This is a genomic window from Flavobacterium fluvii, assembly GCF_900129545.1.
In the GTDB taxonomy this organism is placed as follows: Bacteria; Bacteroidota; Bacteroidia; order Flavobacteriales; family Flavobacteriaceae; genus Flavobacterium; species Flavobacterium fluvii.
On the sequence record NZ_FQWB01000001.1, the window covers coordinates 1278602 to 1292539 of the forward strand.

The 13938-nt window shown below is 35.3% G+C and carries 17 protein-coding genes; 15 read left to right on the forward strand and 2 right to left on the reverse strand.

Annotated features, from left to right (window positions below):
- Positions 1 to 216: 216 nt before the first annotated feature.
- The 7 genes from BUC16_RS05190 (at position 217) to BUC16_RS05220 (ending at position 3680) form a co-directional block, all read left to right on the forward strand.
- Complete coding sequence (locus tag BUC16_RS05190) at positions 217 to 537, forward strand: DUF6370 family protein (protein WP_073368438.1); 321 nt, start codon at positions 217 to 219, stop codon at positions 535 to 537.
- Positions 538 to 543: 6 nt separating this feature from the next.
- Positions 544 to 1116: a Crp/Fnr family transcriptional regulator gene (locus BUC16_RS05195; protein WP_073368440.1), complete on the forward strand. Its 573-nt coding sequence runs from the start codon at positions 544 to 546 to the stop codon at positions 1114 to 1116.
- 78 nt (positions 1117 to 1194) lie between these two features.
- Positions 1195 to 1911, forward strand: coding sequence for a pirin family protein (locus BUC16_RS05200; RefSeq protein ID WP_073368441.1), 717 nt, complete (start codon positions 1195 to 1197; stop codon positions 1909 to 1911).
- A 153-nt stretch (positions 1912 to 2064) separates the two neighbouring features.
- Positions 2065 to 2349, forward strand: coding sequence for a GNAT family N-acetyltransferase (locus BUC16_RS05205; protein ID WP_073368443.1), 285 nt, complete (start codon positions 2065 to 2067; stop codon positions 2347 to 2349).
- A gap of 22 nt (positions 2350 to 2371) precedes the next feature.
- Positions 2372 to 2779: an OsmC family protein gene (locus BUC16_RS05210; protein ID WP_073368444.1), complete on the forward strand. Its 408-nt coding sequence runs from the start codon at positions 2372 to 2374 to the stop codon at positions 2777 to 2779.
- Between the two features lie 2 nt (positions 2780 to 2781).
- Positions 2782 to 3006, forward strand: coding sequence for a (4Fe-4S)-binding protein (locus tag BUC16_RS05215; protein WP_073368446.1), 225 nt, complete (start codon positions 2782 to 2784; stop codon positions 3004 to 3006).
- A 146-nt stretch (positions 3007 to 3152) separates the two neighbouring features.
- Positions 3153 to 3680, forward strand: coding sequence for a YceI family protein (locus BUC16_RS05220; protein WP_073368447.1), 528 nt, complete (start codon positions 3153 to 3155; stop codon positions 3678 to 3680).
- Between the two features lie 77 nt (positions 3681 to 3757).
- On the opposite strand, the gene BUC16_RS05225 is transcribed toward BUC16_RS05220, so the two are convergent.
- The gene (locus tag BUC16_RS05225) at positions 3758 to 5221 is read right to left on the reverse strand and encodes a glycoside hydrolase family 130 protein (protein ID WP_073368449.1); all 1464 of its coding nucleotides are present in this window, start codon (positions 5219 to 5221) and stop codon (positions 3758 to 3760) included.
- 471 nt (positions 5222 to 5692) lie between these two features.
- Here BUC16_RS05225 and BUC16_RS05230 point away from each other — a divergent pair, with 471 nt between their 5' ends.
- The 5 genes from BUC16_RS05230 to fabD all read left to right on the forward strand — a co-directional run bounded on the left by BUC16_RS05230 (position 5693) and on the right by fabD (position 10628).
- On the forward strand, positions 5693 to 6166 hold the full coding sequence (locus BUC16_RS05230) for a hypothetical protein (protein ID WP_073368754.1): 474 nt from the start codon (positions 5693 to 5695) through the stop codon (positions 6164 to 6166).
- A 536-nt stretch (positions 6167 to 6702) separates the two neighbouring features.
- Complete coding sequence (locus BUC16_RS05235; RefSeq protein ID WP_073368450.1) at positions 6703 to 7155, forward strand: hypothetical protein; 453 nt, start codon at positions 6703 to 6705, stop codon at positions 7153 to 7155.
- Positions 7156 to 7322: 167 nt separating this feature from the next.
- On the forward strand, positions 7323 to 8120 hold the full coding sequence (locus tag BUC16_RS05240; RefSeq protein ID WP_073368452.1) for a hypothetical protein: 798 nt from the start codon (positions 7323 to 7325) through the stop codon (positions 8118 to 8120).
- 178 nt (positions 8121 to 8298) lie between these two features.
- Positions 8299 to 8847 (forward strand): hypothetical protein, encoded by a 549-nt coding sequence (locus BUC16_RS05245; protein WP_141226082.1) that lies wholly within the window; start codon positions 8299 to 8301, stop codon positions 8845 to 8847.
- A 908-nt stretch (positions 8848 to 9755) separates the two neighbouring features.
- A complete protein-coding gene (fabD, locus tag BUC16_RS05255; RefSeq protein WP_073368458.1) occupies positions 9756 to 10628 on the forward strand; it encodes an ACP S-malonyltransferase in 873 nt (290 codons plus the stop codon).
- 82 nt (positions 10629 to 10710) lie between these two features.
- On the opposite strand, the gene pepE is transcribed toward fabD, so the two are convergent.
- Positions 10711 to 11421: a dipeptidase PepE gene (gene pepE, locus BUC16_RS05260; RefSeq protein WP_073368459.1), complete on the reverse strand. Its 711-nt coding sequence runs from the start codon at positions 11419 to 11421 to the stop codon at positions 10711 to 10713.
- Positions 11422 to 11580: 159 nt separating this feature from the next.
- Here pepE and BUC16_RS05265 point away from each other — a divergent pair, with 159 nt between their 5' ends.
- From BUC16_RS05265 to BUC16_RS05275, 3 genes are read left to right on the forward strand one after another with little or no spacing between them, the layout of a single operon-like run.
- Positions 11581 to 12303, forward strand: a complete 723-nt coding sequence (locus BUC16_RS05265; RefSeq protein ID WP_073368461.1) for a carboxypeptidase-like regulatory domain-containing protein — start codon at positions 11581 to 11583, stop codon at positions 12301 to 12303.
- On the forward strand, positions 12293 to 13054 hold the full coding sequence (locus BUC16_RS05270) for a peptidase associated/transthyretin-like domain-containing protein (protein ID WP_073368462.1): 762 nt from the start codon (positions 12293 to 12295) through the stop codon (positions 13052 to 13054). Before BUC16_RS05265 ends, BUC16_RS05270 begins: the two co-directional genes overlap by 11 nt.
- The gene (locus BUC16_RS05275; protein ID WP_073368464.1) at positions 13044 to 13769 is read left to right on the forward strand and encodes a hypothetical protein; all 726 of its coding nucleotides are present in this window, start codon (positions 13044 to 13046) and stop codon (positions 13767 to 13769) included. Before BUC16_RS05270 ends, BUC16_RS05275 begins: the two co-directional genes overlap by 11 nt.
- Positions 13770 to 13938: the final 169 nt, after the last annotated feature.

Consider the following 13938-nt stretch of genomic DNA (forward strand, 5'->3'; position numbering starts at 1 on the left):
TACTTCAAAAAGGCATCGGTTTTTTTATTAAATTTGCTTCGCCTGTTCGCCTTTGCAGGCTCGGGTGGGCTTGATAGTAATTTCATAATCGTTATAAAGCGGTTTAGATAACTGCCAAACTTTTGCTTCACTTCTCAAAATTTACTTTTACTCCTCATACAAAAAATGTGGCAAATCGAAAAAACAGCTATCTTAGTAAAAATTAAACCTTAAAAGATGAAAAAAATAGCTTCACTACTATTTCTGTTTTCTGTAGCATTAGTCAATGCTCAAGACAAAAAAGAGCAACCCAAATCTCAAATTGTGGAAGCGTCTTGTGGCCAGTGTCAATTTAAGATGAAAGGAAACGGCTGCGATTTAGCCGTTCGTATCGAAGGCAAGTCCTATTTTGTAGACGGTGCTTCAATCGATTCTTTCGGAGATGCACATGCCAATGATGGTTTTTGTGCATCGGTTAGAAAAGCCGAAGTTGTAGGCAAAATTATAGACAATCGTTTCAAAGCCACTTCATTTAAATTGTTGCCTGAAAAAAAATAAAGTTCTATGCTAATACTGGACAATCTCTCCAAACACATCACGCTGACTCCGCAAGAGCAGGAACTCTTTTTGTCTAAAACCGAAATTCGTCAATACAAAGCCAAAACCATTTTGCTCAATGCCGGCGAAATTTGTACACATTCTTATTTTGTGAACTCGGGGGTGTTGCGAAGTTTCAATATTAATGACAATATAGTGGAACACGTTTTGAGTTTTGCTTGCAGCGGCTGGTGGATTAGCGATATGTATAGTCTGCTTTCACAAAAACCAGGAAACCTTTTCATTCAGGTGCTGGAAGATGCCGAGATTGTTTTATTATCCAAAAAAAATCAGGAAGTACTGTTTCAGGAAATCCCCAAACTAGAGCGCTTCTTCAGAATTCTAACCGAGAATTCATTGGTGGCGCATCAGGAAAGGTTGATGGATAATTTGAGTTTAACCGCCGAAGAACGTTTCGAAAAGTTTTGCAACAAATATCAGGACTTAATTCAAAAAGTTCCCCAAAAACAAATTGCCTCCTATCTGGGCGTGACTCCGGAGTTTTTCAGCAAAATGAAAAGCAAAATGTTGCGGAAATAATTTCTTAATCTAGGTTAAGTGTCTTTTGCTTCCTTCGGACGTAAATTTGTATAACAATAATCACAAAAAAAATATATTATGGCAACTACAGTTTTACACAAAGCAGATACAAGAGGACACGCAGATCACGGATGGCTAAATGCTTATCACAGTTTTAGTTTTGCAAGTTGGTACAACCCGGATAGAATTCAATTCGGAACATTGCGCGTTTTAAACGACGATACAGTCGCTGCCGGAATGGGTTTTGGCACACACCCACACGACAATATGGAAATTATTACCATTCCGTTGGAAGGAGATTTGGCCCACAAAGACAATATGGGCAATCACGCAACCATCAAAACCGGCGACGTACAGGTGATGAGTGCCGGAACCGGAATTCAACACAGTGAATTCAATCCAAATGCGGATCAACGCACCAAACTTTTCCAGATTTGGGTATTCCCAAAAGTGAGAAACGTGGAACCTCGTTACCAACAAATCACGTTGGACACTACGGAACAGAAAAATAATTTTGCCCAAATATTGTCTCCAAATCCTGATGATGCCGGAGTTTGGATCCATCAAGATGCCTGGTTTCATTTAGCCGATTTTAGCGCCGGATTTGCTAAAACATACGAATTGAAAAAAGAAGGTAACGGCCTTTATGTTTTTGTAATTTCAGGAACAATGACAGTTGACGGTCAAGAATTGGAAACTCGTGATGGGTTGGGTTTAACTGATTTTAAAACATTGGATTTCAAAGCAACAACTGATGCAAAATTTCTATTAATGGAAATTCCAATGAAACAATAATTTTTTTCGCCACGAATTCACGAATGGTTCTCTAATATTATTACACTAATATTGATAAAGTCAATTGAAATTAGTGAAATTTCAGAACTATAAAATTCAAATAATTAGTGAATTCGTGGCTAAACAGCAAATTCCATACTTAATAATAAAATTATGAACGAAGAAGTACAATTAGAAGCAAACGACAAAAACGGTTTTTTTTACATAGAAGTGAATGGTAAAACAGAAGCCAAAATGACTTTTGTGTTTGCGGGTCCAAATAAAATTATCATCGACCATACCGAAGTCAACCCAGGCAATAACGGCAAAGGTTATGGCAAAAAAATGGTGACTAAAGCCGTGGAATTTGCCAGAGAAAAGAATATTAAAATCATTCTGCTTTGTCCTTTTGCCAAAAAAGTGTTCGACAAAACTCCGGAATTCAGGGACGTTCTGTAATTATTAGTTTTAAAATTGAAGTATGGAAAATCTTTTGGAAAATGATATTACAGGAACAATTGGAACGCAAAAATATTTATGCACCATTTCTTGGCGTAACGGCAAATTACTGATGGATGAACCCGAAAGTGTTGGCGGAAACGATTTGGGACCTGATCCTTTTTCTACGCTTTTGGCTTCTTTGGCAGGTTGTACTTTATCTACTTTGCGAATGTATATCGACAGGAAAGGCTGGGATATTCCAGAAATAAATATTTCCTTAAATTTGACCCAGGAAAACGATTCGGAATTGACAACCACTATTAGTCGAACGATCAGTTTTGCTGGGACTATTGAAGAAGACATCAAAAACAGGCTATTAATCATTGCTGATAAATGTCCGATTTCTAAAGTATTAAAGAACAAAGTAGTAATCAATACCACTATTTAATTATGGATCCAAAAGATATTAAAAAAGAATATACCAACGGCGAAGTAACCGTGGTATGGCAATCCGGGAAATGCATTCATTCCGAAAATTGCGTTAGAAACAATCCCGACGTTTTTCATCCAAAGGAACAACCTTGGATAAAAATCGATGCTTCTTCCACAGACAAGATCATCGAAACCGTGCAAAAATGTCCTTCGGGAGCTTTGACGTTCTACAAAAACGAGTAAAACATAAAATTCATTCATTTAGAAAAACCGGAGAACTAATTTAGTTTTCCGGTTTTTTTCGTTCTTAATCTAGGTTAAGTGTTCCATCGGTAGTGTCGCCGTAAATTTGCCTTATCAAAATGATATAACAATTTAAAAATAAAATTATGGCAACTACAAAATGGGCAATTGACCCGACACACTCAGAAATTGGTTTTAAAGTAAAACACATGATGTTTACCAACGTTTCAGGAAAATTTGGAGCTTACGATGCAACAATCGCAACTGAAGACGACAACTTCGAAAATGCAAGTTTCGAATTCTCGGCAAACATCGATTCCATCAACACCAACAATACCGACAGAGACAACCACTTGAAAAGCGGCGACTTTTTTGACGCAGAAAACCACCCAAAACTAACTTTCAAAGCATCCTCTTTTAACAAAGATGGAGATGATTACGAATTGACCGGAGATTTGAGTATTAAAGACGTAACCAAATCAGTAAAATTCCCTGCTGAATTCAGCGGGTTGATGAAAGATCCTTGGGGAAATACCAAAGCAGGATTGAATATTTCCGGCAAGATAAACCGTAAAGACTGGGGATTAAACTGGAATTCGGCTTTGGAAACAGGTGGCGTTTTAGTGGGTGAAGAAGTTAAATTGAACATCGAATTGCAATTGATAAAACTATAATTACACTTTTTATTCAATTTTTATACAAACCCTTGCTTTAAAAGCAAGGGTTTCTTTTTTTGTTCTTGATAGTTTTTTTATTTACTATCCATTAAAGCTTCCAGTAATTCTGTCAAATCCACCACGGCATAAGTAGAGGAATAATCGGAAACCGCATAAGGCAATATAAGACTGTTATTGTGGATTATCGAACCGCAGGAATACACCACGTTCGGCACATAACCTTCACGCTCTTCCTCTAATGGAGTAAGCAGAGGTTCAGGAAGTCTTCCGATTTCCTTGGATGGATCCTCTAAATCAAACAATGAAGCGCCTATGCAATAACGTCGCATCGCTCCAACACCGTGTGTGATTACTAACCATCCTTGTTCTGTCCATAAGGGAGAACCGCAATTTCCAACTTGGGTAAATTCCCAAGGATATTCGGGCTTCTGGATAAGTTGTGGATTTTTCCATTCGTTTGATTTTAGGGAATACATCAAATAATTATTGACCCCATCCATTCTACCGAGCATGGCGTATTTGCCATTGATTTTCTTGGGAAACAAAGCCATTCCTTTACCCAATGATCCTTCACCGTATAAAGGCATCACCCGAAACGTGTAAAAATCTTCGGTGGTAATTAATTTTGGAAGAATGGCATGTCCGTTATAGGCGGTATAAGTTCCCATTATGCTTTCAGAGCCATCGTCATCGACAAAACGAACAAAACGTGCATCTTCAATTCCTCGGCTCTCCGCATCGGATATTGGAAATATAACACGCTCGGAAATATCCGAATCGTGCTTGAATTGTATGTCATAAAAGGAATTCATCAGCCAAAGGACTTCATCGTAAGCTTCTTTTTTTTCTTTACTAATATTTGGATTGGCCAATTCTTTCTTCAGCAAATCTTTAAACACTGAATACTCAAATAAATCCGGTAAATCAAGCATTATGGAAGAATAAATATCGAGTGTGTGCATTTCTGTCAATTTGGACAGAATTCGCTTTTTGTTATACATCATTTTATGTAAAACCTCCGCTTTTTCAATACTGTCGCCAATTCGCATCATCCTCAGATTATTGTCTTTGTCAATAATTCCTCTTCTGAACACAATGGACGAAACGTGTCCTTCTCCTGTGGCACGGAAGGAAATAACCACCCGTTTTTCTCCTTTTCCCAAACCCGACTGGTCAAAATCTTCCACCATCGATGGGTTGAAAAAAGCAGACGATTCAATGGAATATTCCATTGTGAGATAGGAGCCAATAAGCATTTTTCTTTCCTCCGACAAATCGGCTTCATTGATTTGCATGTGTTTGATTATATGCTTGGCTTTGTCGAAATGCTTACAAAATAAAGCCGAAATATTACGGTGACGCCTGGCAAACTCCCTGTTTATTTGTTCTAAAGTATTATGGACCTCGAGATTGCTCATCATCAATATGCGTCCAATCAATTCTTTAGTTCGTTCTTCTCCATTCATAAAATACCTGGCAACCACCCTGCTGGAATCAGGTAAAAATTTTACATTTTTTCGAATAACAGAAACCTTCATAAATTTATTTTTTAAATTACAGAATAAGTAAATGTTTTTTGGGTGTGGGAAACGCTCCTTTTTACATAAGAAGCACTCTCAAATATACAAAATAAACCGCTTATAAATTGATTTAAAATAAGTTACAACTCGTTTTTATGATTTAATATTTTATGAAAACAAAAATATTTTCTTTAGCCCTGATGGAAGGGAAAATCTCCCGATTTAGAAAAGCCGAATAGGTTTGATGTAATTCGTGATCCGAGAGTTAGCATTGACTTTTTTGTTAAAAACATTATATGAACCACCCCGTCCTTCGGACACCCCTCCAAAGGATGGGAAGTGTAGTCGTTGAAATTGTTATTTTTTGACCAAATCTATTGATTTTCAGAAGTTAATGATTTGTTTTTTTTAAACAAAACTGCTGTTTTATTTTTTTATGATGTGAAAAAATGTAATTTTATACTTATTAATATAAACCAAAACAATTTTATGAGTACACAAAACCAATTGAGTATCAGTATTCCCGATGAAACTATCGCCGCTGTGCTAACGAATTTGCAGGAATGCAAAAATTTGCTTGAGCCTTACTTACGGGCCTTAACTCCTGATGAACGTCATTCAATCCTTAAAATGGGTGACAAAAGCGTGGCTACGGTGATAAAAACCAGAGAGTATGTGGTGACTAATCCGCAATTTGTTCCGAGCTATATGAATGCTGTGGAATTTGTCGCCGATGCTACCGTGGTGAGCCAGCTTACGCCAATTACCAATCTTGCCACACAATTGTCCCGCAATGTCGAGGATACCATGATGTTGGCAGGAGGTGAGGCTTTTCAGGAAGCATTACTGTATTACGGACAGATAAAAGAAGCCGCTTCTAAAGGGGTTCCTTCGGCAGGCCCTATTTATGACGACTTGAAACAGCGATTCGCCAAAAAACCAAGACAAGAACCGACAACTTAGTTAGTTATTTTTTTTTGAATTCAAGCCTCCCTAGGGAGGCTTTTATTATGGAGCTAATCTGTTTGAGTTTACACAAAATAAAGCTAAATCTCTCGATATACTCTCGGAGAGTTTCCATATACACTCCAAACATCTCGAGATGCTTTCAGAGGGTTTCCATATACACTCTGAGTATCTACATAAACACTCTGAGCATCTCGATATACTTTCAGAGAGTCTCGATATACACTTTGAGTATCTCGATATACTCTCGGAGAGTCTCCATATACACTCCAAACTCCTTCATTTGATTTCTGAATCCGAGCGAATAAACCACCGAAATATACACGCGCTTAAGTACTAAAAGTTTGCAACAACTTAAAAGTTATTTTTATGATTTGTAAGAAAAAATCAATATATTTGAAATTAAATATTGTGTGACGTTTGTCACACATATCTACCCGAAATTGGGTGGCTTTGTGTGATTTTGTCACACATATAAACGAGTTACAGGAAAGTTTAAAACGAAAGCATAACAAAAAACATCTTCATTTAAAATGCCTGAATATTATCCGAAAATATCTGAAAGACGAACTGACGAATTAATTGAAATTGCAAACTCGTCAACTAGAGTTTGGCAACTAGACGCAATTAATCAAGCCAAATCTGAATTAAAAAAGAGGAATATTTCAGAAAAACAACAAGATGATTATTTTGAAAAAATATTCGAAGAAATTGATATTGAGAATGAAAATATAGAACGCAAAAGAAAGTCAAACGAACTTGAAAAGTATAATGTTTTTGAAATGATTTTTATTGTTGCTGTTTCTCCTTTTATACTCATGCGACAATGGAGAGTTCTTTACGAATTAAAACTAGAAAATTATACTTTGAAATTTAAACAAAGAATAGTCTTGTTGATAATAGGAATGATTATTTGGTTTGGATATTTTTATTATGAATTTGACAAATGGCAAAAGGCTGAATTTAATAAAGAATCAAGGTATTAATTAATCAAATCTGACAAGAAAACCTTCCTGTAACAGCTACTACAACGGATTTGGGCAATTGGCTTAATGGAAAAATGGTTTTGTATTTGGGATGATTTGGCAAATCCGAAGAATGGGCTTAATTTAGTCCCAAACCCGCTGTAATACCAGAACGTTAGCAACAATATATGACAAACGAAGAAAAAACAACTGATAGATATAAATTAAGTCAGTTTTACAAAGGCAAAGATTTTGAAACTAACTATGTCAAACTTCAACAATTTGATAATGCAAAAATAAATAGTGAAAATATTCATATTCAAAGTTTATCATTTTTATATAACACATTAAAATCAAAAGATAAAGTCGAAATTAATTCGAAATGGACAAATCTTTTTCCGAAACTTGACAAAGTTAAAAGATTAAAAATTACGTTTGGTATTAATCAAGATATGTTTAATATCATATGTGAAATACCAAATTTGGAAGAATTAATTATAGATACATCGAAAGTAATAGACCTAACCCAACTTGAAAATATAAAGAACTTAAATAGATTAGAAATCGATAGTTTCACTAAACTAACCAATATATCTATACTTGAAAAAATCAAATTAAAACAACTTAGAATTGAGAATTGTTTTAAAATTGAAAATTATGAAATAGTTGAAAAAATAGAAAGTTTAATCGGCCTTTCTTTGAATGGTTACTGTTGGGGGCCAAAAAATCTAAAAATAAAGACAATCGAACAATTTGTTAAACTCAAAAACCTAAAGCATTTAGATTTAAGTACAACATCATTAGAAGATAAAAACTCAATATTTAAAATTCTTGAAATTGAGAGTTTGGAAAGGTTTGATATTACAGGAAGTTTTAAACCTGAAATTGTAGAAGAAATAAAACGAAAACATTCAAATTTAGTAGCTGGATTTTTCACAGACTGGGATTTTAAAAATAAAAAAATGTTTGACGGAAAATCTTGGTAAATATATATATACTGTTGCTAACAGCCACTACAACGGATTTGGGCATTTGGCTTAATGAAAAAATGGTTTTGTATTTGGAATGATTTGGCAAATCCGAAAATAGGGCTTAATTTAGTCCCAAACCCGCTGTAGTGCCAGAACGTTGGCGGCTATTGGACAACCAAACGAAAATAATTAAATGAAGAGATTAGTTATTACTATGTCAATTTTTATCTTTTTTTCCTGCAATAAAGAAACTAAAGATTTAACACCAAACTTCAAAGACTTTATTTATGTAAACTTGAATTTAAAAGAAACTAATTCTTTAAAATTTAGCGGAAATGATACTTTGTATTTACAAAAAAGATTTTCCAAAAAACCTGATGAATATTATATTGCAATTCTAAATAAACAAGTTAAAGATTCTCTAATAAAAAGAATTAATAAACTAAATTTTGAAAAATACAAACCTAATTACATAGCACAAAATATTGATGATGAAAATTCACAAGTTTTGATAATATGCAGAAATAAAAAACCTGAATTCATTTCTATTAACGAAAAAATTGGACCTTCAGAAATTAGATCATTTCGTAATTGGTTTGAAAAATTTGAAAACGAATTAAAATTTATCAAAACAAAAGAATATATACACTTTTGGAATAACAAAAATATTGTTCCAGCACCACCACCGCCAAATCCAACACCAATATTAAAGAATATTATATATAATAAGAACAGCCACTAACAGCCACTACTACGGATTTGGGCATTTGGCTTAATGGAAAAATAGTTTTGTATTTGGAATGATTTGGCAAATCCGAAAATAGGGCTTAATTTAGTTCCAAACCCGCTGTAGTGCCAAGACGTTATGGGCAAGCTTAGCGACACATCTATGTTTTAAAATCGACAATATTCTAATTTATCATAACTGAATGCAGACATTTAAAACCCCTCTCTTAATACCGTTGATTGTCAGTGGGACGTTTCTTATCTCTTGTTTCGTTCCAGTACTGCAAATAATAATATTGACTTTTGACGGAGGACTTTTATCCTATTTTAACAAAATCATCTTTAATGACAATTATTCAAAATTTGGCACAACAAACTGGATTGTCAATTTTAGCCTCTCTATTTTATTGTTAGTTTTTTTATTAAGGGCAAAGACCAGATTGACACAAATATTATTTTCAATACTATCAATTATCTTTCTATTTAGTCTCATAGCTTTTATTTTTATGGCCGACGACAAAACCGCTGACCCAGTTGACCCAGAACCATACTTTTTATATTTCGTCATCGAATCATTAATAAGCGGAATTATACTTTGTGCAATTGTGAAAATTAAAAATAAGCTACAGCGAGTGATATAATAAGCCTGCCCATAACAGCCACTACAACGGATTTGGGCAATTGGCTTAATGGAAAGTTGGTTTTGTATTTTATGGAAACCAAAATATTTTCTTTAGCCCTGATGGAAGGGAAAATCTCCCGATTCGTAAAAACAAGGCTTTTTGCCGTAGTTTTTCTGAATCGGGAATTGGAATGACAGCAGGACGACTGTTCTTGATAGCAAAAAATTGCTGCTCCTAAAAAAAATAGTATTTTTGCATCCCGATTTAATCTTTAAATCATTCAATCTTTAAATTAAAAAATATGAAGGCATACGTATTTCCAGGTCAGGGCGCACAATTCACGGGAATGGGCAAAGACTTATATGAGAATTCAGAATTGGCAAAATCACTTTTCGAAAAAGCGAATGAAATATTGGGTTTCCGCATCACGGATATCATGTTTGAAGGCACGGCCGAAGAATTGAAAGAAACCAAAGTTACGCAACCAGCTGTTTTCTTGCACTCGGTTATTTTGGCTAAAACCTTGGAAGATTTCAAACCGGAAATGGTGGCAGGACACTCTTTGGGTGAATTCTCCGCATTGGTTGCCAATGGTGCTTTGTCATTTGAAGACGGATTGAAATTGGTTTCGCAACGGGCGCTGGCAATGCAAAAAGCCTGTGAAATTAAACCTTCCACAATGGCGGCAGTTTTGGGATTAGCCGACAATATCGTTGAAGAAGTTTGTGCTTCGATTGACGGAATCGTGGTTGCAGCTAATTATAACTGTCCTGGTCAATTGGTGATTTCAGGCGAAACTACAGCTGTGGAAAAAGCCTGCGAAGCGATGAAAGCAGCGGGAGCAAAACGTGCTTTATTGTTGCCTGTTGGAGGAGCATTTCATTCGCCAATGATGGAGCCGGCAAGAGAGGAATTGGCCGCAGCTATTGAAGCGACTACATTTTCGACGCCTATTTGTCCAGTGTATCAAAACGTGACGGCATCTGCCGTTTCTGATGCTGACGAAATCAAGAAAAACTTGATTATACAATTGACAGCTCCTGTAAAATGGACGCAATCGGTACAACAAATGATTGCTGATGGAGCCACTTTGTTCACTGAAGTAGGTCCTGGAAAAGTATTGGCAGGATTGATTGGAAAAATTGACAAAGAAGCTGCGACGGCGAATGCTTAAAATTCAGATTGCAGAATTAAGAATTTAGATTGCAGTTATTGTAATAACAGAATCCTCATAAACTTTATGTTTGTGGGGATTTTTATTTTAAATAACTCAAGTCTGTTCCGCTTTCAATTTCCACAGGAGTTTGATTTGGCATAAAAAGGCGAGCCTGCAGTGTGCCTTTCAAAGTTGTTTGGTCTCCTTTTACCTCCAGCCAACTACCTTCTCTTAATCCTAAAACGGGAACATTGTTGAAAGCGTGAAACTCGGTTATTCTGGCTTCACGGGTTTCTCCCATATGTGTTGATGTCGTGTCGGGATCAAGATAATGTGGATTCAAATTGAAGGGAACCAATCCCAAGGTAATAAAACTGGGTGGATAAATGATGGGCATGTCATTCGTGGTTTGCATCGTCAGTCCACAAATGTTGCTGCCGGCACTTGTTCCCAAATAAGGAGTTCCTCTTTTGACCGTTTCGGCAAGGATGGTCATAATCTTGTTTTTGTACAATTGGGATACCAATAAAAAGGTGTTGCCGCCACCGGTAAAAATTCCTTCCGCATTGGAAACGGCTGTCGAGAAATCTTCGAATTCGTGAATTCCTTTTACTTTTATATTTATTTTGGCGAAAGCCGTTGCGACTTTTGCCGTGTATTCTTCGTGTGAAATTCCGCCAGGTCTGGCAAAGGGTATAAATAATATCTTTTTGCAATGCTTGAAATGAAGGCGCAATTCGGGCAATAAATATTCTAGATAATCACCTCCGTGAAGCGTGGAAGTGCTGGCAATAATTATATTTTTATTCATGGTTTTGCAGAATGATTTTGGGGTTAAAGATATGAAATCGAGCTTTTTATTAGGGCTTTTATGGTTTTTTAATTAACAAATATTTATCAAGTTCTTAATACTTAATTTGGAAGCACTTGCGATACATTTACACAATAGGAATATTTGCACAGTCTGTTAATGAGAATAAAACTAAGCCTCTTCTTTATTTTGGTTGCTGCCCAAGCGATTTTGGCCCAAGAAACAGGCAGGAATGTTTTGAAAGGTAAAATTAATGCCAATACGGCTGATCTTGAAGGAGTTTATGTCATCAACTTGAAAACTGAAAAATCTACCATAACCGAAAAAGACGGTCAATTTTTGATAGCTGCTATTCCTGGAGACACCCTTTTGTTTTCGGCAATCCAATTCAAAGAAATTCGTGTTGTTGTAAACGAAAAAGATTTTCAGGAAGAATTATTTCTCGTGAAAATGGAGTCGATGATTACCCAGTTAAGAGAAGTTGTCGTTAAAAGATATGATAATATTAATGCCGTTTCATTAGGAATTTCTCCAAGTGGAATGATACATCGAACTCAGGCCGAAAGAAAATTATACACCGCTAAATCGACATCTGGTGATGCTCTTTTGAATTTAATGTCCGGCAGAACCGCAATGCTCAAAAAGGAAATGGTAGTAGAAGGGAAATTGTCTTTCATAAATCAAATTGAAAATATGTTTGATGAAGATTATTTTGGAAAAGCATTAAAAATCCCGGCAGAATACATCAAAGGTTTCAAATACTACATCGTCGATAACGAAAGATTTACGACTATTTTAAAATCCAAAAACAAAACCCAAATAGAATTTATGTTGGTTCCTTTGGCGGAAAAATACAATGAAATTATCTCGAATGAAAAGTAAAATCATGCTGTTTGTTTTGGGTTTATTTGGTCAAATCACTTTTGGTCAAACAGCTGGCGAGAAATTAATTCACGGAAAAATAATAGTCGAATCCGGTAATGTAGCTGGGGTTAGCATTGTCAATTTAGTAAACGAAAAGAGTGCTACAAGCGATGGTAATGGTGATTTTTATATTTTGGTGAAAGCCGATGATTTATTGGTCTTTTCTTCGGTAAATTTAGAATATTACCGCAGGTCAATCGAGGAAAAAGATTTGAAATCAGAGGTTTTAACTATTAAGCTAACGGCAAAAACCACTGAATTGGATGAGGTTATTGTTAATAAACATCCAGAAATTAATGCGGTTGACTTGGGGATTTCTCCTAAAGGCATAAAACATCGAACCCAAATGGAAAGAAGGTTGTATACAGCAGGTGATTTTAAACCAATACATTTGATTGGTCTTTTGGGTGGCTCTTTGAATGTTGATGCGTTGCTAAATAAGATTAATGGTCGAACAGCAATGATGAAAAAAATGATTGAACTTGAAAAGAAAGTAAATCTGTTGGAAAAAACAGAACTTCTTTTTGAAGATGATTATTATATAAACACCCTGAAAATTCAAGCAGAATACATCAAAGGTTTTAAATATTACGTCGTCGAAAACGAAAAATTCACCACTGTTTTAAAATCCAAAAACAAAACTCAAATAGAATTGGTGATGGTTGAATTGGCTGTAAAATACAATACAATTATCTCGGATGAAAAGTAAAATTATACTGTTTGTTTTAGGTTTGTTTAGTCAAATCAGTTTTGGTCAAACAGCTGGCGAGAAATTAATTCACGGGAAAATAATAGTCGAATCCGGTAATGCAGCTGGGGTTAGCATTGTCAATTTAGTAAACGAAAAGAGTGCTACAAGCGATGGTAATGGTGATTTTTATATTTTGGCGAAAGCCGATGATTTATTGGTCTTCTCTTCGGTAAATTTAGAATATTATCGGAGGTTAATCGAGAAAGAAGATTTGAAACCAGACGTTTTAATCATTAAAATGATTGCCAAAACAACCGAACTGGACGAGGTTATTGTTAATAAACGTTCTAAAATCAATGCGGTTGCGTTAGGGATTTCTCCCAAAGGGATTGTGCAAAGGACACGAGCGGAAAAAAGATTGTATGCGGCAAACTCAATGCCGGTGGCAGCGCTGATTAATTTAATGTCAGGAAGAACGGAAATGCTTAAAAAAGAAATAGAAGTGGAGAAAAAAGAGCTTTTGTTGGCTAAAATAGGCAATCTTTATAGTGATGAATATTTTGTAAATACCCTCAAAGTTCCATCAGAATATATTAAAGGATTTCAATATTACATCGTCGAAAGCGAAAGATTCACAACTATTTTTAAGTCGAAGAATAAAATCAATATAGAATTGGTGATGGTTGAATTGGCGGTAGAATACAATGCAATTATCGCTGCCGGGAACAAATAAAACCCAAATATTTTTTGACGAAAGATGTCTTGTAAAATTCATTGATTACCAGTTGATTGGCTCGAGTAATTTTCGTACTTTCGTATAGGTAAATACTATTTTATGTTTTTCTTTACGTTCTCAAAAAAACAAAAAGGCAATCCATATGGATGTTATGTTGACTGACTAA